The 24745-nt window shown below is 69.6% G+C and carries 19 protein-coding genes; 13 read left to right on the plus strand and 6 right to left on the minus strand.

Translation table 11 applies throughout. The features are described 5' to 3' along the window. The first annotated feature begins 475 nt into the window (after positions 1-475). The 5 genes from ACTMTU_RS17355 (at position 476) to ACTMTU_RS17375 (ending at position 5997) form a co-directional block, all read left to right on the plus strand. Positions 476-1612, plus strand: a complete 1137-nt coding sequence (locus tag ACTMTU_RS17355; RefSeq protein ID WP_441264369.1) for a branched-chain amino acid ABC transporter substrate-binding protein — start codon at positions 476-478, stop codon at positions 1610-1612. A gap of 191 nt (positions 1613-1803) precedes the next feature. Next, positions 1804-2727 carry a branched-chain amino acid ABC transporter permease gene (locus ACTMTU_RS17360; RefSeq protein WP_441264370.1) on the plus strand — a complete coding sequence of 308 codons (924 nt, stop codon included), beginning with the start codon at positions 1804-1806 and terminating at the stop codon, positions 2725-2727. Continuing rightward, the gene (locus ACTMTU_RS17365) at positions 2724-4109 is read left to right on the plus strand and encodes a branched-chain amino acid ABC transporter permease (protein WP_441264371.1); all 1386 of its coding nucleotides are present in this window, start codon (positions 2724-2726) and stop codon (positions 4107-4109) included. The genes ACTMTU_RS17360 and ACTMTU_RS17365 overlap by 4 nt, the downstream gene beginning before the upstream one ends. After that, positions 4109-5233 carry an ATP-binding cassette domain-containing protein gene (locus ACTMTU_RS17370; protein WP_441264372.1) on the plus strand — a complete coding sequence of 375 codons (1125 nt, stop codon included), beginning with the start codon at positions 4109-4111 and terminating at the stop codon, positions 5231-5233. Before ACTMTU_RS17365 ends, ACTMTU_RS17370 begins: the two co-directional genes overlap by 1 nt. Then, positions 5230-5997: an ABC transporter ATP-binding protein gene (locus ACTMTU_RS17375; RefSeq protein ID WP_159693025.1), complete on the plus strand. Its 768-nt coding sequence runs from the start codon at positions 5230-5232 to the stop codon at positions 5995-5997. The genes ACTMTU_RS17370 and ACTMTU_RS17375 overlap by 4 nt, the downstream gene beginning before the upstream one ends. An 85-nt stretch (positions 5998-6082) precedes the next feature. Here the strand turns inward: ACTMTU_RS17375 and ACTMTU_RS17380 are convergent, their stop codons facing one another. Continuing rightward, positions 6083-6541 carry a PaaI family thioesterase gene (locus ACTMTU_RS17380; RefSeq protein WP_441264373.1) on the minus strand — a complete coding sequence of 153 codons (459 nt, stop codon included), beginning with the start codon at positions 6539-6541 and terminating at the stop codon, positions 6083-6085. A 67-nt stretch (positions 6542-6608) separates the two neighbouring features. Further along, entirely contained in the window at positions 6609-8888 is a 2280-nt protein-coding gene (locus tag ACTMTU_RS17385) for an FdhF/YdeP family oxidoreductase (RefSeq protein WP_441264374.1), read from the minus strand. 133 nt (positions 8889-9021) lie between these two features. Here ACTMTU_RS17385 and polA point away from each other — a divergent pair, with 133 nt between their 5' ends. After that, positions 9022-11730, plus strand: a complete 2709-nt coding sequence (gene polA / locus ACTMTU_RS17390; protein ID WP_441264375.1) for a DNA polymerase I — start codon at positions 9022-9024, stop codon at positions 11728-11730. Between the two features lie 93 nt (positions 11731-11823). On the opposite strand, the gene ACTMTU_RS17395 is transcribed toward polA, so the two are convergent. After that, positions 11824-12681: a DUF4184 family protein gene (locus ACTMTU_RS17395; protein WP_441264376.1), complete on the minus strand. Its 858-nt coding sequence runs from the start codon at positions 12679-12681 to the stop codon at positions 11824-11826. Between the two features lie 211 nt (positions 12682-12892). On the opposite strand from ACTMTU_RS17395, the gene ACTMTU_RS17400 reads away from it, so the two are divergent. The 3 genes from ACTMTU_RS17400 (at position 12893) to ACTMTU_RS17410 (ending at position 15873) form a co-directional block, all read left to right on the plus strand. Beyond that, positions 12893-14608 (plus strand): lytic transglycosylase, encoded by a 1716-nt coding sequence (locus ACTMTU_RS17400; RefSeq protein WP_441264377.1) that lies wholly within the window; start codon positions 12893-12895, stop codon positions 14606-14608. Between the two features lie 132 nt (positions 14609-14740). Continuing rightward, the gene (locus ACTMTU_RS17405) at positions 14741-14878 is read left to right on the plus strand and encodes an SPW_0924 family protein (RefSeq protein WP_441264378.1); all 138 of its coding nucleotides are present in this window, start codon (positions 14741-14743) and stop codon (positions 14876-14878) included. Between the two features lie 8 nt (positions 14879-14886). Continuing rightward, positions 14887-15873, plus strand: coding sequence for a DUF3068 domain-containing protein (locus ACTMTU_RS17410; protein ID WP_441264379.1), 987 nt, complete (start codon positions 14887-14889; stop codon positions 15871-15873). Here the strand turns inward: ACTMTU_RS17410 and hrpB are convergent. Together hrpB and ACTMTU_RS17420 are read right to left on the minus strand one after the other, a co-directional pair. Then, on the minus strand, positions 15863-18349 hold the full coding sequence (gene hrpB, locus ACTMTU_RS17415; protein WP_441264380.1) for an ATP-dependent helicase HrpB: 2487 nt from the start codon (positions 18347-18349) through the stop codon (positions 15863-15865). The two genes, ACTMTU_RS17410 and hrpB, sit on opposite strands and share 11 nt — an antisense overlap. Before the next feature lie 215 nt (positions 18350-18564). After that, a complete protein-coding gene (locus ACTMTU_RS17420; RefSeq protein ID WP_441264381.1) occupies positions 18565-19368 on the minus strand; it encodes a class I SAM-dependent methyltransferase in 804 nt (267 codons plus the stop codon). Positions 19369-19731: 363 nt separating this feature from the next. Here ACTMTU_RS17420 and rpsA point away from each other — a divergent pair, with 363 nt between their 5' ends. Further along, on the plus strand, positions 19732-21234 hold the full coding sequence (gene rpsA / locus ACTMTU_RS17425; RefSeq protein ID WP_005318902.1) for a 30S ribosomal protein S1: 1503 nt from the start codon (positions 19732-19734) through the stop codon (positions 21232-21234). A 100-nt stretch (positions 21235-21334) separates the two neighbouring features. Here the strand turns inward: rpsA and ACTMTU_RS17430 are convergent, their stop codons facing one another. Beyond that, entirely contained in the window at positions 21335-22294 is a 960-nt protein-coding gene (locus tag ACTMTU_RS17430) for a right-handed parallel beta-helix repeat-containing protein (RefSeq protein ID WP_441264382.1), read from the minus strand. Between the two features lie 293 nt (positions 22295-22587). On the opposite strand from ACTMTU_RS17430, the gene ACTMTU_RS17435 reads away from it, so the two are divergent. The 3 genes from ACTMTU_RS17435 to ACTMTU_RS17445 all read left to right on the plus strand — a co-directional run bounded on the left by ACTMTU_RS17435 (position 22588) and on the right by ACTMTU_RS17445 (position 24724). After that, the gene (locus tag ACTMTU_RS17435) at positions 22588-23526 is read left to right on the plus strand and encodes a PAC2 family protein (protein WP_441264383.1); all 939 of its coding nucleotides are present in this window, start codon (positions 22588-22590) and stop codon (positions 23524-23526) included. A 104-nt stretch (positions 23527-23630) separates the two neighbouring features. Further along, on the plus strand, positions 23631-24245 hold the full coding sequence (gene coaE, locus ACTMTU_RS17440) for a dephospho-CoA kinase (protein ID WP_441264384.1): 615 nt from the start codon (positions 23631-23633) through the stop codon (positions 24243-24245). Between the two features lie 113 nt (positions 24246-24358). Then, complete coding sequence (locus ACTMTU_RS17445) at positions 24359-24724, plus strand: tetratricopeptide repeat protein (protein WP_159693049.1); 366 nt, start codon at positions 24359-24361, stop codon at positions 24722-24724. Positions 24725-24745 lie beyond the last annotated feature (21 nt).

Below are 24745 nucleotides of genomic sequence, written 5' to 3' on the forward strand. Positions count from 1 at the left end.
TTTTCGATTCGGCCGCGCGGCGGGCCGTCGCGCGCTACGGTGACGCGACCCGGCCGGAGAGGCGCTGTCCGGTGAGACGGAGGTGCTCTGTGCGGCGTGTGGGAGGGACCCGGCGGGGGCATGTTCCGGCCAGGTCGTGTGACCGGGGCCCGGGAGAACGTCGCAGTTCAGAGCGTTGGCGGGGTCGGCGGAAATGTGGTCGTGAAGATCATGTGCGCGTTTGTCGGGAACTTGTGGATCACTGCTGACATGTCCGGTCGCCGGTAAGGAGTGTTCTGTTTCCGGCGCATGACTCAGGTCACAGGGCGATCACACATCTTCCGGTCACCTATCCGTGTGCCCGAACGCCCGATTACATTCCCCGCACACCGCACGGACAAGCGGTGTCCTGTGAGGGGATGCCAACTTCCCCCGCTGACAAGATCGTTCGCGCGGCTCCGAGGGGTTCGTAGTGCTGAACAAGACCATCATCAAAATGGCTATACCGCTGGCCGTGGGTGCTCTGGCCCTGACCGGGTGCGGCAGTGACTCCGGCAGCGGCGACGGCGCCGTGAAGATTGCTTTCCAGGGTCCGCTCTCCGGCGACAACGTCGCGCTGGGCGAGAACATGCAGAACGGCGTGAAGCTGGCCATCGACCAGGCCAACGCCAAGGGTGACCTCGACTTCAAGCTCGAGTACGTCGCCGGTGACGACCAGGGTCTGCCGGACAAGGCCACGGCCGCCGCGCAGAAGATCATCGACGACGAGAGCGTCGTCGCCGTGGTGGGCCCCGCCTTCTCCGGGCCGACCAACACCTCTTCGCCGCTGTACGCGGAGTCCGGTCTGGTGACGGTCTCGCCGTCCGCGACCAACCCGCTGCTGACGGACAAGGAGAACGGCTTCACCAGCTTCCTGCGCGGTGTCCCCAACGACAACATGCAGGGCGCCGGCATGGCGACCTACTACGCCAAGAAGCTGCAGGCGAAGAAGGTCTACCTGATCGACGACAAGACCGACTACGGCGTGGGCCTGGCGACTGTCGCCGAGAAGGGTCTGAAGGACGCCGGTATCGAGGTCGTCAAGAAGTCCGTCCCGCAGAAGACGCCGGACTACTCCGCGACCGCGAAGGACGTCGTCAACTCCAAGGCCGACGCGCTGATCTACGCCGGTTACTACCAGGACCTCGCTCCGTTCGCGAAGAAGCTCAAGGACGCCGGCTACAAGGGCGCGGGCATCTCGGGCGACGGCTCGAACGACATGAAGTTCGTCGAGCTCGCGGGTGACGCCTCCGAGAACTGGTTCCTCACCTGCCCCTGCACCGACGCCACCGTCGAGGCGGGCACGAAGAAGTTCGCCGAGGACTACCAGAAGGAGTTCGGCCGCGCGCCGGGTACGTACTCCGCCGAGGCGTACGACATCACCAACATGATCATCGCCGAGGTCAAGAAGTCGGGTGCGGACACCGAGCGTGAGGCTCTGCGTGACGCGCTGGCGAAGGCCTCCTACAAGGGCCTGACGAAGACCTTCTCCTTCGGTGAGAACGGTGAGTTCAAGGGCACCGACGTCTACCTGTACCAGGTCAAGGGCGGCAAGATCGGGTACCAGGGCAACATCAACGAGCTGGCCGGCTGACGCTGGGGCTTAGTGGCTGATGCCATGCGACTGGGGGCCGGGAGGCGGTAGTTCTCCCGGCCCCCGTCCGCGAAGTGGGGCGGTCGGTTCCCCGACCGGTGCCTCCCACTGTTTTGAATGATTCGCCCGCGGGCCGCCCTCGTCGCCACGAGCGCCGCCGCCCGCTCAGCTCCCACAAGGAAGTCTGCTCCATGTCCCTTCAGGAATTCTGGGACTACCTCGTCCTAGGGGTGATGCTCGGCTCGCTGTACGCCGTCATCGCCATCGGCTACACCCTTGTCTACGGCGTGCTGCAGCTGATCAACTTCGCGCACAGCGAGGTCTTCATGCTCGGCGCCTACGGCAGCCTCATCGTCCTTCAGCTGGTCAGTCCGGGGGACAACCCGTCCGCTCTTGCGTCCATCGGCTTTGTCGCTCTCGCCATGGCGGGGTCGGCGCTGTTCGGCGGCGTCACTGCGTACGGCCTGGAGAAGGTCGCGTACCGACCACTACGCAGACGTGGCGCGCCGCGGCTGATCTTCCTGATCACCGCGATCGGCGCCTCGTTCTTCCTGTACAACCTGGCCGGCAAGCTGTTCGGGCGTGACCCGCTGCCGCTGCCGGACATGTACGACAACCACACCGTGTTCTCGCTGTTCGGCGCCGGTGTGAACATCACTCAGATGCTCCAGTTCGCGACGGCCGTGGTCATGATGATCGCGCTGGACCTGCTGGTGACCCGTACGAAGCTCGGCAAGGGCATCCGCGCGGTCGCCCAGGACGCCGAGGTCGCCGGCCTCATGGGCGTCGACATCGACAAGGTCATCTCCCGCACCTTCATCATCGGCGGTGTGCTGGGCGGTGTGGCGGGCTTCCTGTTCGCCAACCTGAACCAGGTGTCGTACACGATGGGCTTCATACCCGGTATCACCGCGTTCGCCGCGGCCGTCGTCGGCGGCATCGGCAACATCCGCGGTGCGATGTTCGGCGGCATTCTGATCGGCATCGTGGAGACGATGACGGTGCCGCTGCTCGGTGACGAGTGGCGCAGCGTCTCGGCCATGGTCGTGCTGATCCTTGTGCTGATGTTCCGCCCGATGGGCATCCTCGGTGAGCGAGTGGGGAGGGCGGCATGAGTACGGTCGACACCTCGAAGAACCTGACGCCGTCTGCGGCGTCGAAGCTGCGCCGTACGGCGTGGTACCAGTCGGAGCGTTTCTCCCGGCTGTGGGCGATGATCGCCCTGGGTGTGCTGCTGGCCCTGGTGACGGGCGAGCAGGGCAACACGCGTGACATCTTCTTCTCGATCGAGAACACGTTCACGGGTCCCAACCTGTGGGTGTGCCTGGGTCTTACGGTCGGTGTGTGGGCGCTGCGGGAGTTCGCGGCGGCGCCGATCAAGGGCGCGGTCACGAAGGCCAAGGAGTCGGCCGGTTCGGCTGTCTCCGGTGGCCCGGTGGGCACGCTGCGGGAGCGGCTGCGGACCGACAAGCGGGTGAAGCTGGGTGGCATCGCCGTCCTGCTGATCCTGGTCCTGGTCATTCCGTCGGGTCTCGAGCGGACCTGGCAGACGGTGCTGGTGGACCAGATCGCGATCTTCGCGCTGCTGGCGATCGGCCTCAACGTGGTGATCGGCTGGGCGGGTCTGCTGGACCTGGGCTTCTTCGCCTTCTTCGCCGTGGGTGCCTACTCGACGGCGTACTGGACGGGCCGGCTTCCGATCGAGCCTCCGGTCGTGCTGAACAACTTCTGGGTCATCCCCGTCGCGGTGATCACGTGTCTGATCTGTGGTCTGCTGCTGGGTGCTCCGACGCTTCGGCTCCGGGGTGACTACCTGGCGATCGTGACGCTCGGTTTCCACGAGATCATCTACCTGGTGGCGAAGAACGCGGACGGGCTCACGGGCGGTCCGCAGGGTGCCCGGCTGATCCCGGACTTCTCCATCGACTTCGCGGGCTTCGAGTACAAGTGGTCGATCAAGCCGTTGCCTTACTGGTACCTGCTGGTCTTCTTCATCGTCCTGGTGATCATCCTGTTCTCGCGCCTCGAGCACTCGAGGGTGGGACGTGCGTGGACGGCGATCCGTGAGGACGAGATCGCGGCTGCGGCGAACGGCGTCAACACGGTGCAGTTCAAGCTGATGGCGTTCGCGATCGGTGCGTCGACCTCGGGCGTCGCGGGTGTGATCTTCACGAGTAAGTACGGGTACATCAACCCGGAGGTCTTCCCGCTTCTCCAGTCGATCCTGATCCTGGCGTACGTCATCTTCGGCGGTATGGGTTCGATCCCGGGTGTGCTGATCGGTACGGCGATCCTGGTGTGGCTGCCGGAGGCGCTGAAGGACTGGGTCGACCCGTCCGACCGGTACATGTATCTGGGCGCGCTGCTGGTGATCATGATGATCTACCGGCCTCAGGGTGTCTGGCCGTCCCGGCGAAGGCAGAGAGAGCTGAAGATGGCTGAGGAAGGCATCGGCGACGCGGACGCGATGTCCGAGCCGGCGGGAGGCAAGATCTGATGAGCACGGACGTGAAGAGCGACGCGACGGCCGGTGCGCAGCCTTCGGCCGCCGGCACCGATCTGGTGCTGCAGGCGTCGGATGTGACGCTGCGGTTCGGCGGGTTGACCTGTCTTGACCATGTGGACGTCAACATGTGCCGGGGCGAGGTCCTGGCGGTGATCGGGCCGAACGGTGCGGGTAAGACCTCGCTGTTCAACTCGCTCACCGGGGCGTACACCCCGCAGGAAGGCAAGATCGTCTTCCGTTCGAAGGACGGCGACGAGAAGTCCCTGCTGGGCAGCAAGCCGCACATCGTCAACCGTGTGGGTGTGGCGCGTACGTTCCAGAACATCCGGTTGTTCGGTGCGCTGACTGCGCTGGAGAACGTCAAGATCGCGGCGGAGACCCGGCTCAAGGCCGGCCCTGTCTCGATCATGCTGGGTCTGCCCAACGCGCGTAAGGCGGAGCGGCTCAGTGACGAGCGTGCGCACCGGCTGCTGAAGTTCGTGGGCCTGGAGGACAAGCTCAACGAGATCGCGGGCAGCTTGTCGTACGGCGACCAGCGCAGTCTGGAGATCGCGCGGGCGCTGGCCACGGATCCGCAGGTGCTGCTGCTGGACGAGCCGGCCGCCGGTACGAACCCGACGGAGAAGCTGGAGCTGGAGCAGCTGATCCGCCGTATCAACACGGAGCTGGGCATCAGCGTGCTGCTCATCGAGCACGACATGCGTCTGGTGATGTCGGTCGCGGACCGGGTGATGGTTCTCAACTTCGGCAAGAAGATCGCCGAGGGGACGCCGAGCGAGGTGCAGCAGCACCCGGCGGTGATCGAGGCCTATCTGGGCGCGTCGGCGGAGGACGCGGAGGTGGTTCAGGCCGCCATCGCGGAGCAGCATGCGGCGACGGACGGTTCGCAGGAACCGGCGTCGGACGAGTCCGCTTCCGAGGAGCCGGGTTCGGACGAGCCTGCTTCCGAGGACTCGGGTTCGGACGAGCCGGCTTCGGACGAGCCGGCTTCGGACGAGCCGGCTTCGGACGGGTCCGCGGCGGACGATGCCTCGGACGAGGTGTCGGCCGATGCGAAGTCGTCGGACGGAACGGCGCCGGGCGAGACCGCGGCGGACGAGGAGAGCGGCAAGTGAGCACCACGACTGAGCTGCAGAAGGACGCCGGTACGGCGGGCACTTCGGAAGAGACGCTGCTCGAACTGAAGAGCATGCGTGTGTTCTACGGCGCCATCGAGGCCATCAAGGGCATCGACCTGACCGTGCGCAAGGGCGAGATCGTGGCCCTGCTCGGCGGTAACGGCGCGGGCAAGACGACGACGCTGCGCACCGTCTCGGGCATGCTCCAGCCGCGCCACGGCGAGGTGCTGCTGCGCGGTGAGCGCATCGACGGCATCAAGTCGCACGAGCTCGTGCGGTTCGGCATCGGTCATGTGCCGGAGGGCCGGCGGGTCTTCTCGACGATGACCGTGCGGGAGAACCTGGAGATGGGCGCGTACCGCTTCAGCTCGGTCGACATGGCCGAGATGGACCGGGTGTTCACGCTCTTCCCGCGTCTGGCCGAGCGGCGCTCGCAGCAGGCGGGCACGTTGTCGGGCGGTGAGCAGCAGATGCTGGCGATCGGCCGTGCCCTGATGGGCAAGCCGGAGCTGCTGCTGCTGGACGAGCCGTCGATGGGTCTGGCGCCGCTGATCGTGCAGCAGATCTTCGAGATCATCGAGGAGATCAACAAGCAGGGCACGACGGTGCTGCTGGTGGAGCAGAACGCCACGCAGGCGCTGGGTCTGGCGAACCGCGGCTACGTCCTGGAGACGGGCGAGGTCGCGATGTCGGGGCCGGCGGCGGATCTGCTGGCGGACAACCGGATCCGGGCGGCGTACCTCGGTGAGGGCGCGGCCTGACGGTCCGTGAACCGATGAGAAAGGGGCCGGGAAGCTTCGCTTCCCGGCCCCTTTCCGTGCCTTGCGGGTCTTTCGTGGGGCCGGTTCAGCCCTGGGCGTCGCGGAGCAGGCAGGTGAGGCGTGCGGTGCAGACGCGCTTGTCCTGCTCGTCGGTGATCACGATCTCGTAGGTGGCGGTGGAGCGGCCGCGGTGGACGGGGGTGGCGACTCCGGTGACCATTCCGGAGCGGGCGCCGCGGTGGTGGGTGCAGTTGAGGTCCACGCCGACGGCGATCTTGGAGGGGCCGCCGTGCAGCATGGAGCCGACGGAGCCGAGGGTCTCGGCGAGGACGGCGGAGGCGCCGCCGTGCAGCAGGCCGTACGGCTGGGTGTTGCCCTCGACGGGCATCGTGCCGACGACCCGGTCCGCCGCGGCCTCGAGGATCTGTACGCCCATGCGCTCGCCCAGGTGTCCGGCGGAGAAGAGCGCGGGCAGGTCCACCCCGAGCTCGGCGTACTCGTCGATGACATCTTGCGGGAACTTCACGGTGGTCTGCTCGCCCATGCCGGCTCCGATCGTATGACTGTCTGGTCCTGTGTTCGTCTGCTCGTCCTGCTGCCTGAGCGAACGCTTAGACGGTTGGTGATTGTTCCAGACGTACGATCACGGACTTGCTGGCGGGGGTGTTGCTGGTGTCGGCGGTGGAGTCCAGCGGGACCAGCACATTGGTCTCCGGGTAGTACGCGGCGGCACAGCCCCGCGCGGTGGGGTAGTGGACGACGCGGAAGCCGGTGGCCCGCCGCTCCACGCCGTCCTTCCATTCGCCGACCAGATCGGCGTACGAACCGTCGGCCAGACCCAGTTCGCGAGCGTCCTCGGGGTTGACCAGGACCACCCGGCGGCCGCCCTTGATGCCGCGGTAGCGGTCGTCGAGGCCGTACACCGTGGTGTTGTACTGGTCGTGCGAGCGCAGGGTCTGGAGCAGCAGCCGGCCCTCGGGGACCTCCGGGTACTCGACGGGGGCGGCGGTGAAGTTGGCCTTGCCGGTGGCGGTGGGGAAGCGGCGCTCGTCGCGCGGGCCGTGCGGCAGGGTGAAGCCGCCGGGGCGGGCGATCTTCGCGTTGAAGTCCTCGAAGCCGGGCACGACGCGGGAGATCCGGTCGCGGATCGTGCTGTAGTCCCGTTCGAAGTCCTCCCACGGTGTGGTGGAGGAGGGGCCGAGCACGGCGCGCGCCATCCGGGCGACGATCGCGGGCTCGGACAGCAGGTGGGGGCTCGCGGGAGTGAGGTTGCCGCGGGAGGCGTGGACCATGCCCATCGAGTCCTCGACGGTCACCACCTGCCTGCCGCCCGCCTGGATGTCCTTGTCGGTACGGCCCAGGGTGGGCAGGATGAGCGCCCGGCGGCCCGTGACCGCGTGCGAGCGGTTGAGCTTGGTGGACACGTGCACGGTCAGCCGCGCACGGCGCATCGCGGCCTCTGTGACGTCCGTGTCGGGGCTCGCCGCCACGAAGTTGCCGCCCATGGCGAAGAACACCTTCGCCTTCCCGTCGCGCAGCGCCTCGATGGACCGCACGACGTCGAGGCCGTGGTGGCGCGGCGGGGCGAAGCCGAACTCCTTCTCCAGGGCGTCCAGGAACGCGGGCGCGGGCCGCTCGAAGATGCCCATGGTGCGGTCGCCCTGGACGTTGGAATGCCCTCGGACGGGGCAGACGCCCGCACCCGGGCGGCCGATGTTGCCGCGCAGCAGAAGGAAGTTGACGACCTCGCGGATGGTGGCGACGGAATGCTTGTGCTGGGTCAGGCCCATCGCCCAGCAGACGACGGTCCGGCGGGAGTCGAGCACCATCCGCAGGGCCTGCTCGATCTCGTCACGGCCGAGGCCCGTCGCGGCGAGCGTGGCATCCCAGTCGGCGGCCCGTGCCGCAGCAGCGAAGTCCTCGAAGCCTTCGGTGTGCTCGCGCACGAACTCCTCGTCGACCGCGCCCCCCGTCTCCAGGATCAGCTTGTTGAGGAGACGGAACAGAGCCTGGTCGCCGCCGATGCGGATCTGGAGGAAGAGGTCGTTCAGCGCGGTGCCCTTGAGCATGCCGCGCGGGGTCTGCGGGTTCTTGAACCGCTCGAGACCGGCCTCGGGCAGCGGATTCACCGAGATGATCCTGGCGCCGGAGGCCTTGGCCTGCTCCAGCGCGCTGAGCATCCGGGGGTGGTTGGTGCCCGGGTTCTGCCCGGCGACGATGATCAGGTCCGCCTGGTGCAGGTCCTCCAGCGAGACGCTGCCCTTGCCGACGCCGATGGTCTCCGTGAGCGCCGAGCCGGAGGACTCGTGGCACATGTTGGAGCAGTCGGGCAGATTGTTCGTGCCGAACTCGCGGGCGAACAGCTGCAGCAGGAACGCCGCCTCGTTGCTGGTGCGGCCGGAGGTGTAGAACAGCGCCTCGTCCGGGGATCCGAGCGCGCGCAGTTCCTCGGCGATGATCGCGAAGGCCCGCTCCCACGTCACCGCCTCGTACCTCTCGGCGCCCTCGGGGAGATACATCGGCTGCGTGATCCGGCCCTGCTGCCCCAGCCAGTAGCCGCTGCGGCGCGCAAGATCGGAAAGCGGGTGCGCGGCGAAGAAGTCGGGCGTCACCCGGCGCAGGGTCGCCTCCTCCGCGACCGCCTTCGCGCCGTTCTCGCAGAACTCGGCGACATGGCGCTTGTCGCCCTCCGGCCAGGCGCAGCCGGGACAGTCGAAGCCGTCCTTCTGGTTGACCTTCATCAGGGTGCGGGCGGTGCGGCCCACTCCCATCTGCTGCTGTGCGACGCGCAGGGTGTGGCCGATGGCGGGCAGGCCGGCCGCCGCATGCTGCGGGGCCCCGACCTGCGGGGTGTCCTGGACCGGGTCCCCTGCGGGCGGCTTGCTGGCCATCGTGCTCCCCTTCGAGCCGTGCCTGTGCGATACGTCTTTCCCTACCTCTCCGATCCTGTCACGGGCCTCCGACAAACAGTGAGCCCAGGCCGGGCGGTCGGGAATGTCAGCGGTGCATGGCAGGATCGGGGTCGTGGCTGAGACAGCATCGAAGAAGACGGCAGACAACCGACCGCGCCTGCTCCTCATGGACGGGCACTCCCTGGCGTACCGGGCGTTCTTCGCGCTGCCCGCGGAGAATTTCACGACCGCGAGCGGCCAGACGACCAACGCGATCTACGGCTTCGCGTCGATGCTGGCGAACACCCTGCGTGACGAGGCGCCCACGCATTTCGCGGTGGCCTTCGACGTCTCACGCAAGACCTGGCGGTCGGCCGACTTCCCGGAGTACAAGGCGAACCGCTCCAAGACGCCCGACGAGTTCAAGGGCCAGGTCGAGCTGATCGGCGAGCTCCTCGACACGATGAACGCCGAGCGGTTCGCGATCGACGGCTTCGAGGCGGACGACGTGATCGCCACCCTCGCCACCCAGGCGGAGGCCGCGGGCTTCGAGGTGCTGATCGTCACCGGCGACCGGGACTCGTTCCAGCTGGTCAGCGAGCACACCACCGTGCTCTACCCGACCAAGGGCGTCTCCGAGCTGACCCGCTTCACCCCGGCGAAGGTCGAGGAGAAGTACGGCCTCACCCCGCAGCAGTACCCGGACTTCGCCGCACTGCGCGGCGACCCGTCCGACAACCTGCCCGGCATCCCCGGCGTCGGGGAGAAGACCGCCACGAAGTGGATCAACCAGTTCGGTTCGTTCGCGGCGCTCGTCGAGCACGCGGACGAGGTCAAGGGCAAGGTCGGCCAGGCGCTGCGCGACCACCTGGAAGCCGTCAAGCTCAACCGCCACCTGACGGAGCTGGTGCGCGACGTGGAGCTGCCGAAGGCAGTCACCGACCTGGAGCGCGCGCCGTACGACCGGACCGCGCTGAAGGGTTTCCTCGAGGTCCTGGAGATCCGTAACCCGAGCCTGCGGGAGCGGCTGCTCGCGGTCGACCCCGGAGCCGCGGAGGAGGAGCCGCCGGCCCCCGAGGCCGGTGTGGAGCTGGACGGCACCGTGCTCGGCGCCGGCGAGCTGGCGTACTGGCTGGAGCAGCACGGCAAGCAGCCGCTCGGCGTGGCCACCGTCTCCGCGTGGGCGCTGGGCGTCGGCAGCGTCAGCGAGGTCGCGCTGGCGGCCGCCGACGGCAAGGCGGCCTGGTTCGACACGACCCAGCTCGACGAGTCCGACGAGCGGGCGTTCGCCTCGTGGGTCTCCGACCCGTCCCGGCCGAAGGTCATGCACAACGCCAAGGACGCGCTGCGGGTCTTCCCCGAGCACGGCTGGGAGATCGCCGGCGTGACCATGGACACGGCGCTCGCCGCCTACCTGGTCAAGCCCGGCCGCCGTTCGTTCGCCCTGGACGCGCTGTCCATCGAGTACCTGCACCGTGAGCTGGCACCCGCCGCGGCGGACGGGCAGCTTGCGTTCGGCAGCGACGAACAGGCCGAGGCAGACGCGCTGATGTCCCAGGCCCGCGCCGTCCTGGATCTCGGCGAGGCGCTCGGCGGGAAGCTGAAGGAGGTCGGCGCCGTCGAGCTCCTGCACGACGTCGAGCTGCCCACCTCCCTGCTGCTGGCCCGGATGGAGCGGCACGGCATCGCCGCCGACCGCGCCCACCTCGAAGCCATGGAGCAGCAGTTCGCGGGCGCCGTGCAGCAGGCCGTGAAGGAGGCGCACGCGGCAGTGGGGCACGAGTTCAACCTCGGATCCCCCAAGCAGCTCCAAGAGGTGTTCTTCGGCGAACTGAACCTGCCGAAGACGAAGAAGACCAAGACCGGCTACACCACGGACGCCGACGCGCTCGCGTGGCTCGCCGCGCAGACGGAGCACGAGCTGCCCGTCATCATGCTGCGCCACCGCGAGCAGGCCAGGCTCCGCTCGACGGTCGAGGGCCTGATCAAGACCATCGCCGCCGACGGCCGCATCCACACCACGTTCAGCCAGACCGTCGCCGCGACGGGACGCCTCTCCTCCACCGACCCCAACCTGCAGAACGTGCCGGTGAGGACGGACGAGGGCCGCGCCATCCGGCGAGGCTTCGTCGTCGGCGAGGGCTACGAGTCCCTGATGACGGCCGACTACAGCCAGATCGAGCTGCGGGTCATGGCCCACCTGTCGGAGGACGCGGGCCTGATCGAGGCGTTCACCTCCGGCGAGGACCTCCACACGACCGTCGCCTCCCAGGTGTTCTCGGTCGAGCGGTCCGCCGTCGACGCGGAGATGCGTCGCAAGATCAAGGCGATGTCGTACGGGCTTGCCTACGGGCTCTCGGCGTTCGGCCTCTCCCAGCAGCTGGGCATCGAGCCTGCCGAGGCACGAGTCCTGATGGACACCTACTTCGAGCGGTTCGGAGGCGTGCGGGACTACCTGCGGCGCGTCGTCGACGAGGCGCGGGCCACCGGCTACACGGCGACGATGCTCGGCCGGCGCCGGTATCTCCCCGACCTCAACAGCGACAACCGGCAGCGGCGTGAGTCCGCCGAGCGGATGGCGCTCAACGCACCGATCCAGGGCACCGCGGCGGACATCGTCAAGGTCGCCATGCTCAACGTGGACCGGGCACTGAGGGACGCGAAGCTGTCATCCAGGCTGCTCCTCCAGGTCCACGACGAAGTCGTCCTGGAGGTCGCCCCGGGCGAGCGCGAGCAGGTCGAGACACTCGTGCGCCACGAGATGTCCTCTGCCGTATCGCTCCGCGCCCCGCTGGACGTCTCGGTCGGCTCGGGCACGGACTGGGAGTCGGCAGCCCACTGACGCCTGCGGCACGCCCCTCGCCGGGGGCGTGCCGCCGTTCGCGTCCGACAGTGCCCGGCACATGAACTCCGCGCGCAGGACGGCAGGGACCCGTCACCCCTGACGCACTCCCCGCTCCGGCAGCGGCGGCGCCTCGGAGCTCTCCGTGACCGGTCCCCGCCCGCGCTCACGCACCCGCGCCGCCGTGGCGTACAGCACCAGCCCCACGGCCAGCCCGGCCCCCGCCCCGAAGCAGGCCGTCGGGATGATGTCGAGCGGCGTCTCGATCCCGCCCCAGTACTGGTACCAGCGCACACAGCGGTGCGCGACGCCCGCCAGCACGCACACCGCGATGAGCCCTGCCGCCAGCAGCCGGTCCCGGCGGCCGAGCAGCATCACCGGCGCCTCCGGTGACGCCGGCGCACGCCGCAGCGCCGACGCCGTGAACCACACCAGCGCGACGAGAGCCACGGCCGAACTGCCGTACTGCGTGTACGTGTAGAGCGGGAAGCCCGCGACGACCTCCCCGAGGACCGGCATCATCCGCACGCCCCACCGGTCGAAATGGGTGAACGCGTCCCATACGACATGCGTACTGGCCCCGATCACCGCCGAGACGTAGAACCACAGGGCCGCGGTGACCGGCGGCCGGACCCTCTTCCGCCCGCGCAGCAGTGTGTACACCCGGCCCTGCTGTGCCGCCGGCAGCAGCGCGACGAGCGGATCCCGCATCAGCAGCCAGAGGCAGACGAGTACCGCGGTGATGGCGACATCGACGCTCAGCACGCCCAACACCCCGTGCGTCACCTCGCCGTAGCCCATCGCGTCGGGAAGGAGACTCGCCGCGAAGTACGTCGTGTCCGGTGCGAACGACCCGAGGACGAGTGCCGAGGCGTACAGGGGACCGCGCGCGGTCCCGTTCCGCCGCAGCCCCGGCAGTACCGCCGCGGCGTGGCTGATGGTGAACGGCATGGCGACGCCCCCTGTGACCGATGTTGATCAGTGGGCCCAGTATGCGTGATGCCTTGCGGCGAGGGGCGTCCGGAATCCGGCGAGGACCAGGAGGTGGCGAAGTAGTGAAAACCGGTCAGCGCACGGTGTCCCGATGTCTCAAGGTGCACTAGGGTCACGTGAGTCCGCGCTGGGGAGCGCGAACAGCAGCTCATGGGGAGGGAACAGACGTATGGCAGCGCAATTCGGCCGCCGGCTGCGCAGGGGAGCGACGACGACGGCGGTTGCCGCCGCCGCTGTGGCCGCACTCTCCGCTTCACAGGCGCCCGGCGTCACGTCCGCCACCTCGGGCACCGGGCAGGAGGCCTCGGACGCTGCCCCGCCGCCCGGCACGCCGGTGACCGGAAACTCCCCGTACTACACGGACCTCCCGCCGCTGAACACACCCGACAAGCCCGGCACTTCGGGCGATCTGCCGGAACTCGGCGTGGGTGAGGCCGGTATACCCGCCTCTGTTCTCGCCGCCTACAAGCAGGCCGAGCAGACCATCGCCGCGTCCGACCCGGCCTGCCGGCTGCCCTGGCAGCTGCTCGCCGCCATCGGCAAGGTCGAGTCCGGTCAGGCCAGGGGCGGCAGGGTAGACGCGAACGGCACGACGCTCACACCGATCCTCGGTCCCGTCCTCAACGGCGTCGGCTTCGCGAACATCTCGGACTCCGACAACGGCGCCTACGACGGCGACACGGTGCACGACCGTGCCGTGGGGCCGATGCAGTTCATCCCGCAGACATGGGAGACCTGGGGCCAGGACGCCAACGCCGACGGCCGCAAGGACCCCAACAACATCTACGACGCGGCGCTCGCCGCGGGCCGCTATCTCTGCGCCAACGGCCGCGACCTCGGCAACAAGGACGACCTCGACCAGGCGATCCTCGGCTACAACCACTCGCGGGAATACCTGCGTACGGTGCTGTCCTGGTTCGAGTACTACAAGCGCGGCGCCCATCAGGTCCCCGACGGGGCCGGTGTTCTGCCGGTGGGCGACGGTCCCGACAGCTCGGGCCCGCTGCCGACGCCGAGCCCCACCACCCCTGTGCCGAGTCCGTCGAAGCCCGCGCCGAAGCCGACGCCGAGCCCCACGCCGAGCCCGTCGGACCCCGCCCCCACGCCGACGCCCACGCCGACCCCGCCCCCGACGTCCACTCCGGCCCCCGCGCCCGTGAGCCGTATCGAGGACGCGGGCACCGGGACGCTGACGGCCGTGGCCGGCCGGCAGTTCACCGAGCGTGTCACGGTCCGCGCGGAGAACGCCAAGGGGCAGTCCGTCGCCAAGGTGGCCGTTCGGTTCATGATCGTCGGTGACACCGACACCCGCTTCACCGATGGCCGCACAGACGCCGTCGTGGCCACAGGTGCGGACGGCACGGTCAGCGCCCCCGCGCTGGTCGCGGGGGAGCGGACCGGTGCCTTCACGGTGCGGGCCACCGTCGTCGAGCGTTCCCTGCCCGGCGTCGAGTTCAAGGCCACCGTCACCGAGCGGGAAGCGGACAGCATCGTCCGGACCGACACCAAGGACCTGACGGCCACCGCCGGCGGCGAGTTCGCGGACGTCATCCGCGTCAGGGCCGCATGCGACGGAGCCGCCGCCTCCGGTGTCGCGGTCTCCGCCACGATGATCGTCTCCAAGGAGACCGGGGCGGAGAACGACAAGGGCCCGTACTTCAAGCAGGCCGACGGCACGGTCGTCCGCACCCTGACCGGGCTCCGCACCGGCGCCGACGGCGTGCTCGAGCTTCCGAAGGTCTTCGCCGACGGTAATCAGGGCACTTTCGTCCTCCGTCTCACCGCTCCCGGCGGCGGCAGCCTGGACATCGAACTCCAGGTGACGGCACCGGCGAGCGCGACCCCGTCGCCTTCCCCGTCGCCTTCCGGGTCGACGGCCCCCTGACCGAGCGCTCTGCCCGCACCGCCCTTGCCCCGCCCGCCGGGACAGGGGCGGTGCTGTCTGTTCTCTTCTTCCGGCCACGTTGCTACGGTGCCCAGACCTGACGACCCATCAGATCAGTCCGGGAGGCCGAGCATGCGCGTCCTCGTCGCCGCCGCCGTCGGACTCGCCGCCGCCCTCGCCCTTGTGCTCACCGTCACGGCGATCGGCGCACCCGCCGGCGAGACCTCGCCGGAGCCGCTGCTGACCACCGTCCCCGGCCCCAAGGACTGAGGGCCGCCATGCGCAGCAGAGCAGGCCTCGTCCTTGTCGCCCTCGCCGTCTTCCTCGCCGCCCTGTCGCCGCTGCTGCGCTGGTACGCCTTCCCACGGCTCGCCAAGATCCCCGCCGGCCAGTACCAGGAGATGGTGCTCGAGGCGAAGCCCGCGACGCTCCTCGACTACGGCACCCTCGAGGCGAAGAAGGTCGAGAAGGTCACCATCGTGCAGACCCTCAAGGGCAACGTGGAGGAGTCCGAGCGGATCGAACGCACCGCCGGCCGCGACATCGTCGTCTGGGACTCCCTCTCCTACATCCAGGGGCCCGACGGCGCGATGGTGTCGCAGATCCCCGAGCGCTACATCTTCGACGCGCACACCCAGGAGCCGGTGCACGCCACCGGCGAGTCCGTCGACGGCGACCCGGTGCGGCGCGAGGGCATCGAGTTCAAGTGGCCGTTCCTCACCGAGAAACGGGACTACGTGTACTTCGACGCCCAGGCCCGGACGTCCGCGCCCATCCACTACAAGGGCACCCGGGAGTTCCGCGGTCTGGAGGTGTACTACTTCGAGCAGACCATCCCCTGGACGAAGGTGCCCTACCCGAAGAGGATGCCGATCCCTGGAATCGACGCGACCACGCTCGAGAAGCAGACCGGCACCACCCGCTGGTACACCACCAAGCGCATGTTCTGGGTGGAGCCCGTCACCGGAGCGCCCGTCAACGGAGAGGAGATCCACCTGGAAGAACTGCGCGGCGGCTCCCTGCTCGGTGGGCGCGACAAGGTCACCGCCTTCGCCGGGCATGTGAAGATGCGCCCCGACTACGTTGACTCCACGGTCGAACTGGTCACCTCCCAGCGCCGTACGGTCCTGCTCATGACCTTCTACCTTCCGTGGGGGTTCCTCGTCGCCGGCGCCGGACTGTCGGCGCTCGCCCTGTGGCTGGAGGCACGCCGCCGCCCTGACCCCGCGGGCGTCGCGCCCGCGCCGGAGCCGCTCAGGGTCTGAGCCGCGCCTTCGTGTGCCGTGTCGGTTCCGCCGTCGCCGGGTCCTCGGGCCAGGGGTGCTTCGGATACCGGCCGCGCAGCTCCGCCCGCACCGCCCGGTAGCCCTCACGCCAGAACGAACCCAGATCCGCGGTGACCGCCGCAGGACGGCCGGCGGGGGAGAGGAGATGCACCACCACGGGTACGCCGGCGACCTCGGGCGTCTCGCGCAGCCCGAACAGTTCCTGGAGCTTCACCGCGAGCACCGGCTGCTCCCCGCCGTACTCGACCCGTATCCGGGACCCGCTCGGCACCTCGATCCGCTCCGGCGCGAGCTCGTCCAGCCTGGCCGCGTCGCCGGTCGCCCACGGCAGCAGCCGCTGCAAGGCCTGACCGGCCTGGATGCGGCCGAGGTCCGCCCGCCGCCGGGCACGGGACAGCTCCGGCTCCAGCCACTCGTCGGCCCGCTCGAGCAGCTCGGCGTCCGACACGTCCGGCCACGGTGGCCCCAGCACCCTGTGCAGGAAGGCGAGCCGCTCACGCAGCCCGTGCGTCTCGCGCGTCCAGTGCAGCAGTCCGAGCCCTTCCCGGCGCAGGCCCTCCAGCAGCGCCTGCCGTACCAGCCCCGGGTCCGGGTTGCTCAAGGGACGGACGGACAGTTCGACCGCGCCCAGCCGCTCCACGCGCCGGGCCACGACGTCGCCGTCCTCCCAGTGGACGTCCTCGCTACGGGACAGAAGATGCGAGGCGGCGTGGCGGGCGCCGTCCTCGTCGAGCACGGCGGCGAGCCTGACCCGCGCGGAAACGGCGGTGGCGGGGCGGTCGGCGACGGCGACCGCCAGCCAGGGCGCGTCGCGCAGCGCCGACCCCGCGTCGAGCAGGCCTCCGGTGCCGGAGGCCATCAGATACGCCCCGTCGCCGCGCCCCCGCGCCACGCGCTCCGGGAACGCGAGCGCGGCGACGAGCCCAGCGACGGCGTCGTCGCCTGACGGCCCTGCCGGGTGCCTCGTGGCGCCGCCGAGGGACGACTCCAGCCGACGGGTCTCCGCACGCCACCGCGCCCCGTACGCGTCATTGCCGCGCCGGGCCGCGCGCCAGGCGCCCGCCAGGTCGTCCCCGTACTCACGCGGTGGTTCGTCGCTCAGCAGCGCCACGACCTCGGCCGCGCGCCGGGCGCCCACCTGCGCGGAGCCGTCGAGCAGAGCCCGGGCCAGCCGCGGATGCACGCCCAGTCGCGACATCCGGGTGCCACGGCCGGTGGCCCTGCCGGAGGCGTCGACCGCGCCGATCGCGGCCAGCACGGAGCCTGCGGCGGCCATCGCGCCCGGCGGGGGAGCGTCCAGCAGTGCCAGGCCGGCGGCTGCCGGGTCGCCCCAGCACGCCACGTGCAGCGCGAACGCCGTGAGATCCGCGACCTTGATCTCCGGGGCGGGGAAACGCGGGAGCCGGGTGTCCTCGGCCTCCGTCCAGCAGCGGTACACCGTGCCGGGCCCCTCGCGGCCGGCCCTGCCCGCGCGCTGGCGGCCGGAGGCCTGCGAAGCCCGGACGGTCGTGAGAGCACTCAGGCCCCGCGCGTGGTCGGTGCGCGGCTCACGTGCCAGCCCGGAGTCCACGACGACGCGCACTCCGGGCACGGTCAGCGACGATTCGGCGACCGACGTCGCGAGGATCACCCGGCGGGTGTCGCCCCCGGAGAGCACCGCGTCCTGGACGGCCGTCGGCGCCCGGCCGTGCACCTGAAGGACTTCCGCGTCCACCCCGGCGAGCTGCCCGGCCACCCGGCCGATCTCACCCACGCCCGGCAGGAAGCAGAGTACGTCCCCCTCACGTTCATCAAGGGCCCTGCGCACCACCGACGCCACGTGCGTCAGCAGCGCGGGATCGACCCGCATCCCGTGCGGCGGACGGACCGGGCGGGCCGGAGGGGCCCAGACGACCTCGACCGGGTGCGCGACGCCCTCGGCCCGCACCACCGGCGCGTCACCCAGGAGCCGCGCCCACCCTCCCGCGTCCGTCGTCGCGGAGGCCGCCAGGAGCCGCAGCTCCGGGCGCAGGGTGCCGCGGACATCCAGCAGGAAGGCGGCGACGGTGTCGGCGTCGAGATGGCGCTCATGGCACTCGTCGAGCATCACCGCATCCACCCCGGCCAGCTCCTGGTCGCGCTGCAGCCGTTGCAGCAGCACGCCGGTGGTGACCACCTCCACGACGGTCTCCGGACCGACCACGCGCTCGCCGCGGACGGTGAAGCCCACCCGGCCGCCCACCTTCTCGCCGAGGAGCCAGGCCATCCGCCGCGCCGCCGCGCGCGCCGCTATCCGTCGTGGCTCCGCGACCACGACCCTGGCGCCGGTCTCGGCGAGGACCAGCGGCACCAGCGTGGTCTTGCCCGTGCCCGGCGGAGCGCACAGCACGGCCGTGCCGTGCTCGTCGAGCGCGCCGAGCAGCTCGTCGACGGCATGGCGGACGGGAAGGCGGTCGATTGCGTCGTTTCGGATCACGGGCTCAGTCTCGTACGTCCCGGCGAACCGCGGACGCGACTGTCCACAGGACCGGTGGGCTTGTATGACATCCCGGCATCGCGTGGTCGTTCCGTGACGCGCGGCCTGCCGCGCGTCACAGTCCTCCGGAGACGATCCTCGAGTGGATCGACGACGCCCGCCGCGAGGCTGCCTCGCGGGGGTCCGCCGGTGCCGCGATCGCGTCTGCCGTCCGGTCAGTCCCGCTCGCAGACGAAGATCGCCGTCCCCGGGATCAGATTGCCGCGCAGCGGGGACCAGCCGCCCCATTCCTGGCTGTTCCAGGCGGGCCACTCGGGCTCGACCAGGTCGACCAGCCGGAAGCCGCCGGCCACGACGTCCCGCACCCGGTCGCCGAGCGTCCTGTGGTGCTCCACGTAGACCGCGCGGCCCTCCTCGTCCTGCTCCACGTAAGGGGTGCGGTCGAAGTACGACGCGGCCACCGACAGGCCCTCGGGCCCCGGCTCGTCCGGGAACGCCCAGCGAATCGGGTGGGTGACGGAGAAGACCCAGCGCCCGCCGGGCCGCAGCACCCGTCTGACCTCCTGGAACACCCGCACCGGGTCGGCGACGAACGGAACCGCCCCGTAGGCCGAGCAAGCCAGGTCGAAGGAGCCGTCCCGGAACGGCAGCACGCCCGCGTCCGCCTCGACGAGCGCGACGTCTCCGCCGATGCGCAGGGCGTGCTGCAACTGGCGGTGGGAGAGGTCGAGCGCCACCGGCCGGGCGCCCTGCGCGGCGAGCCAGCGTGAGCACTGGGCGGCGCCGGCGCCGATCTCCAGGACGTCCAGTCCTTTCAGCGAGCCGGCAGGGCCGAGAAGCGCCGCATCCGCCTCGTCGAGCCCTTCGGGTCCCCATACGAACCGGTCGTCGCCCAGGAACGCGCCGTGTTCGTTCTGGTACTCGTCGGCGTTCCGGTCCCACCAGCCGCGGCTCGCCCGGCTGCTCTCCGCATCCCCGGTGCTACGGCGGGTCGCTTCCGGTTCAAAATCTTGGCTCATCGTCACCGTCGTTGTAGTTTGCGTTCCAGCGCGCCGAGAACCGGGCTTCGAAAGACGCCATCGTGGCCTCGGCGAACAAGAGTTGTGCCGGAATTGTGGTCTTCCACCCCGGGTGTGCGCCTTCGCGCATTGACCGTGTCCGGCTGCCCCCGTATGCTACAAGTTGCGCTGCGAGCCTGCGCGCCTCAGACCGAGCAGGCCGCGCTCGCATCTGTATGTATCCCTCGGTTCACGGGGCGCCTCCAGAGATCCTCGGATCGCTCGGCTGTCGCTTCGAAGGCTGTCCGGTTATGCAGCTGCGACACCGGCTCTCGGCGTAGCAGTACCTACGACTTCAATGTCCGTACCGGAGCCCTTTCCCACATGACGAGCAGCACCGAGACCACCGCCACCACCCCGCAGGTTGCGGTCAACGACATCGGTAACGAGGAAGCCTTCCTCGCCGCGATCGACGAGACGATCAAGTACTTCAACGACGGCGACATCGTCGACGGCGTCATCGTGAAGGTCGACCGGGACGAGGTCCTGCTCGACATCGGTTACAAGACCGAAGGTGTCATCCCGAGCCGCGAGCTCTCGATCAAGCACGACGTCGACCCGAACGAGGTCGTCAAGGTCGGCGACGAGATCGAGGCCCTTGTCCTTCAGAAGGAGGACAAGGAAGGCCGCCTGATCCTCTCGAAGAAGCGCGCCCAGTACGAGCGCGCCTGGGGCACCATCGAGAAGATCAAGGAAGAGGACGGCATCGTCACCGGCACCGTCATCGAGGTTGTCAAGGGTGGTCTCATCCTCGACATCGGCCTCCGTGGCTTCCTGCCGGCCTCCCTCGTCGAGATGCGCCGTGTCCGCGACCTCCAGCCCTACGTGGGCAAGGAGCTCGAGGCGAAGATCATCGAGCTGGACAAGAACCGCAACAACGTGGTCCTGTCCCGCCGCGCCTGGCTCGAGCAGACCCAGTCCGAGGTGCGCCAGACGTTCCTCACCACCCTGCAGAAGGGCCAGGTCCGCTCCGGCGTCGTCTCCTCGATCGTCAACTTCGGTGCGTTCGTGGACCTGGGTGGCGTCGACGGTCTCGTCCACGTCTCCGAGCTGTCCTGGAAGCACATCGACCACCCGTCCGAGGTTGTCGAGGTCGGCCAGGAAGTCACCGTCGAGGTTCTCGACGTGGACATGGACCGCGAGCGTGTCTCCCTGTCGCTGAAGGCGACGCAGGAGGACCCGTGGCAGCAGTTCGCCCGGACCCACCAGATCGGTCAGGTCGTCCCGGGTAAGGTCACCAAGCTCGTTCCGTTCGGTGCGTTCGTCCGCGTCGACGAGGGCATCGAGGGTCTGGTCCACATCTCCGAGCTGGCCGAGCGCCACGTGGAGATCCCGGAGCAGGTCGTCCAGGTCAACGACGAGATCTTCGTCAAGGTCATCGACATCGACCTCGAGCGCCGCCGCATCAGCCTCTCGCTGAAGCAGGCCAACGAGTCCTTCGGTGCCGACCCGGCCTCGGTCGAGTTCGACCCGACCCTGTACGGCATGGCCGCGTCGTACGACGACCAGGGCAACTACATCTACCCCGAGGGCTTCGACCCGGAGACCAACGACTGGCTGCCGGGCTTCGAGTCCCAGCGCGAGGCGTGGGAGACGCAGTACGCCGAGGCGCAGCAGCGCTTCGAGCAGCACCAGGCCCAGGTCATCAAGTCCCGCGAGGCCGACGAGGCCGCCGCTGCCGAGGGTGGCACCGCTGCCCCGGCCGGTGCCCCCGCGGGTGCCTCCGGCGGTTCGTACTCCTCGGAGTCGGACGACAACTCCGGCGCCCTGGCGTCGGACGAGGCGCTTGCCGCCCTGCGCGAGAAGCTGGCCGGCGGCCAGAGCTGACGCTCTGCCCCGACAGCTGACCAGCTGATGTAAGGCCCGCTCCCCCCGGGGGAGCGGGCCTTACCGCTGTCCGGTCGGACAGCGGTGTGTGTCATGACGGCTACGGTGTGACCGCGATGTTGGTCAGGCCCTTGCCTCCGGTCACGGTGTTGCTCGCGTAGACGGTCGTGCGGCAGCTCGAACTGTGGTTGGTGACATTGATGGCGAGCTGCTTGGAGCCGGTCGCGCCGCGCAGATCGGAGTTGTTGCCGCGGAAGACGGTGCCGCAGCCCCAGCCGCTCTGCTGGGTGTGGGTCTCGTAGCCGTTGTTCGTCGTGCTCCTGCCGGTGTTGTTCTCCACGAGGACGTTGTTGCCCTTCACGTCGATCCACGAGTCGTCGTAGTTCGCGCCGGTCAGGCCGTGCCCGTCGAAGGTGTTTCCGACGATCTTCGCGCCGGTCGTGCCCTCCTTGATGTCGACGGCTTCGCCGCCGACGTCCGGGCCGATGGTGTTGTTCAGGATCTGCGCGTTGTCGCTCCGGTCGGAGGTGCCGCCGGCCGAGCCGACGTACACGCCCTCGCCCATGCCTCTGCCGTCGTTCCCGGTGTCGTAGATGCGCGAGTTCTTGATGACGCCGTTGCGGCTGGAGTTGCGGAAGTGGACGCCTTCCATGTCGAGGCCGTGGACGGTGACCGAGTCGATGACGACACCGTCGGCGGTGTCCGTCATGATCCCCTTCTGCCCGCCGGTGACCGTGATGCCCTTGACGGTCCAGTAGGAGGCGCCGTTGAGGTGGAGTCCGTAGCCGCCGCCCGCCTTGAGCACGGCTCGAGACGAGCCTGTCAGCGTGATGCGGGAGCTCGACGTGCCGTCCACGGTGGTCTTGAAGTTGCCGGTGTACGTGCCGTCGGCGATCTGGATCGTGTCGCCGGGGCGGGCCGCCGTGAGGGCGGCCTTCAGCTCGGTGGCGGTGTCCACGTCGATGACCGACGCGGCATCGGCCGGGGTGGCCAGCAGGGACAGCCCGCCGGCCGCGAGCAGGGAGGCGAGCAAGGAGGGGAGCAGTCTTCTGGTGCGCATGGGGGGTGCCTTCCCGTCGGTCCGAGGTGGGGACAGTCTTCGTACGGTTCTCGTACGTGAACATCGGGTGGGTTTCTGAACGCGCGCGTTGACCCGTGACGGTAGGGACGGGGAAATGGGGTGTCAAGGTCCGTACCAAACCCGGCTCCTGGGGGGTGCGCGTCCGAACTGCCCGACGGCGGTGGGACGTTCGGGACCGCCCGCCACGGGAAGGCGACATGACGGGAGGGGACCGGGAATGCAGATGTACCGGCGCGCGTTCTTGTCTTCGAACACGAGGAGGAGCGGTAATCGTGCTTGATCCACAGGGTTTGTACGAGTGGGAGCCGAAGGGTCTCGCGGTCGTCGACATGGCGCTCGCGCAGGAGTCCGCAGGCCTGGTCATGCTGTACCACTTCGACGGCTACATGGACGCGGGAGAGACCGGCGAGCAGATCGTCGACAACCTGCTGGAGACGCTTCCTCACCAGGTGGTGGCGCGGTTCGACCACGACAGGCTCGTGGACTACCGGGCCCGGCGCCCGCTGCTGACCTTCCGCCGCGACCGCTGGTCCGGCTACGACACCCCTTCCCTCGAGCTCAGGCTCGTCCAGGACGCCACCGGCGCGCCGTTCCTGCTGCTCTCCGGCCCTGAGCCGGACGTCGAGTGGGAGCGCTTCGCGGCCGCGGTCGGCCAGATCGTCGAGCGGCTCGGGGTGCGTCTCGCGGTCAACTTCCACGGCATTCCCATGGGTGTCCCGCACACCCGTCCCGTGGGCATCACTCCTCACGGCAACCGCACCGACCTCATGCCCGGCCACCGCAGCCCCTTCGACGAGGCGCAGGTACCCGGCAGCGCCGAGGCGCTTGTCGAGTACCGCCTCATGCAGGCAGGTCACGACGTACTCGGCGTGGCCGCCCATGTGCCGCACTACGTGGCCCGCTCCTCGTACCCGGACGCGGCACTGACCGTGCTGGAGGCCATCACGGCCGCCACAGGGCTGGTGCTGCCCGGAATCGCGCACGCGCTGCGGACCGAGGCGCACCGCACCCAGACCGAGATCGAGCGGCAGATCGGGGAAGGCGACGAAGAGCTCGTCGCCCTCGTGCAGGGACTTGAGCACCAGTACGACGCGATGGCGGGCGCCGAGACCCGCGGCAGCCTCGTCGCGGAGGCCGTGGACCTGCCGTCGGCGGACGAGATCGGCCGGGAGTTCGAACGTTTCCTCGCGGAGCGTGAGGGCGACGCCTGACCAATCCGTTCCGGACGGCCGCTGATGTCGAGGAGGCCTCCCGGGGGGCCCGGCGGTGCGGCCTGGCCGGAGCCGCGACGAGACGCTCGCGTAGGCTGCGGCCCATGCTGACAGTGGGTCTGACCGGCGGCATCGGCGCCGGCAAGAGCGAAGTGTCCCGGCTGCTGGCCTCGTACGGGGCGGTCGTGGTCGATGCCGACAAGATCGCCCGCGAGGTCGTCCAGCCCGGCGCTCCCGGGCTCGCCGCCGTCGTGGACGCCTTCGGCCCGGAGGTGCTGGCCGCCGACGGCAGCCTGGACCGTCCGAAGCTCGGCTCGATCGTCTTCGCCGACCCGGAGCGCCTCGCCACCCTGAACGGCATCGTGCACCCCTTGGTCGGCGTCCGCTCCCGTGAACTCGAGCAGGCCGCCGGCCCGGACGACGTGGTCGTCCACGACGTGCCACTGCTCACGGAGAACAAGCTCCAGTCCCTGTACGACCTGGTCGTCGTGGTGGACGCGTCGCAGAAGACCCAGCTGGACCGGCTCGTACGGCTGCGCGGTATGACGGAGAGCGAGGCGCGCTCGAGGATGGCGGCACAGGCCACGCGTGAGGACCGGCTGGCCATCGCCGATCTTGTCATCGACAACGACGGGCCGCTGGAGACGCTGGAGCCCCAGGTACGCGAGGTGTGGCAGGAGCTGACGCGCCGCGCAGCTTCGGGCCAGGCGCAGCACTGACCGCTGTCGCGCGGCTCCGGACCGGGCGCCGACCGTCGCGCGACGCGCCGGCCGCCCGGAATAGCGCCGAACCACCCTGTGTTGGAAGGGATCAGTCAGGGAAGGATGCGAGCGTGTCGAACAGCAATCCGGAAACGCACGTCATCGACTTTCGCGCTGCCGAGCAGCTGCTGGCCGCTCGGGACCCGCGTGGGGCCGTCAAGCTGCTCGACTCGGTGATCGCGGCCCACCCCGAGAACACGGCGGCTCGTCTCCTGCGCGCACGAGCCTTTTTCCTGTCGGCCCAATTGCGTCCGGCGGAGCTCGAATTCGAGCTCGTCCTGGAGCGTGAGCCGGACAACGCGTTCGCCCACTTCGCCCTCGCGCGGACCTTCGAGCGGGCGGGCAAGCCCGAGCAGGCCAAGCGGCACTTCCGGCTGGCGGCGGCCTTGGACCCCAATCCGGAGTATCTCAAGGCCGCCCGCTTCGACACCGAGTGACATCCGCGGAACGGGACGGGT

Source organism: Streptomyces sp. OZ13 (assembly GCF_052068155.1).
GTDB lineage: Bacteria > Actinomycetota > Actinomycetes > Streptomycetales > Streptomycetaceae > Streptomyces.

Bases quoted from the DNA above. Each gene is read 5' to 3' on its own strand.
- rpsA (WP_005318902.1), top strand. From the start codon at position 19,732: ATGACGAGCAGCACCGAGACCACCGCCACCACCCCGCAGGTTGCGGTC.
- ACTMTU_RS17420 (WP_441264381.1), bottom strand. From the start codon at position 19,368: ATGAGCCAAGATTTTGAACCGGAAGCGACCCGCCGTAGCACCGGGGAT.
- ACTMTU_RS17370 (WP_441264372.1), top strand. From the start codon at position 4,109: ATGAGCACGGACGTGAAGAGCGACGCGACGGCCGGTGCGCAGCCTTCG.
- ACTMTU_RS17380 (WP_441264373.1), bottom strand. From the start codon at position 6,541: ATGGGCGAGCAGACCACCGTGAAGTTCCCGCAAGATGTCATCGACGAG.
- coaE (WP_441264384.1), top strand. From the start codon at position 23,631: ATGCTGACAGTGGGTCTGACCGGCGGCATCGGCGCCGGCAAGAGCGAA.
- ACTMTU_RS17410 (WP_441264379.1), top strand. From the start codon at position 14,887: ATGCGCAGCAGAGCAGGCCTCGTCCTTGTCGCCCTCGCCGTCTTCCTC.
- ACTMTU_RS17395 (WP_441264376.1), bottom strand. From the start codon at position 12,681: ATGCCGTTCACCATCAGCCACGCCGCGGCGGTACTGCCGGGGCTGCGG.
- ACTMTU_RS17360 (WP_441264370.1), top strand. From the start codon at position 1,804: ATGTCCCTTCAGGAATTCTGGGACTACCTCGTCCTAGGGGTGATGCTC.
- ACTMTU_RS17430 (WP_441264382.1), bottom strand. From the start codon at position 22,294: ATGCGCACCAGAAGACTGCTCCCCTCCTTGCTCGCCTCCCTGCTCGCG.
- ACTMTU_RS17400 (WP_441264377.1), top strand. From the start codon at position 12,893: ATGGCAGCGCAATTCGGCCGCCGGCTGCGCAGGGGAGCGACGACGACG.
- ACTMTU_RS17355 (WP_441264369.1), top strand. From the start codon at position 476: ATGGCTATACCGCTGGCCGTGGGTGCTCTGGCCCTGACCGGGTGCGGC.
- ACTMTU_RS17385 (WP_441264374.1), bottom strand. From the start codon at position 8,888: ATGGCCAGCAAGCCGCCCGCAGGGGACCCGGTCCAGGACACCCCGCAG.
- ACTMTU_RS17405 (WP_441264378.1), top strand. From the start codon at position 14,741: ATGCGCGTCCTCGTCGCCGCCGCCGTCGGACTCGCCGCCGCCCTCGCC.
- ACTMTU_RS17365 (WP_441264371.1), top strand. From the start codon at position 2,724: ATGAGTACGGTCGACACCTCGAAGAACCTGACGCCGTCTGCGGCGTCG.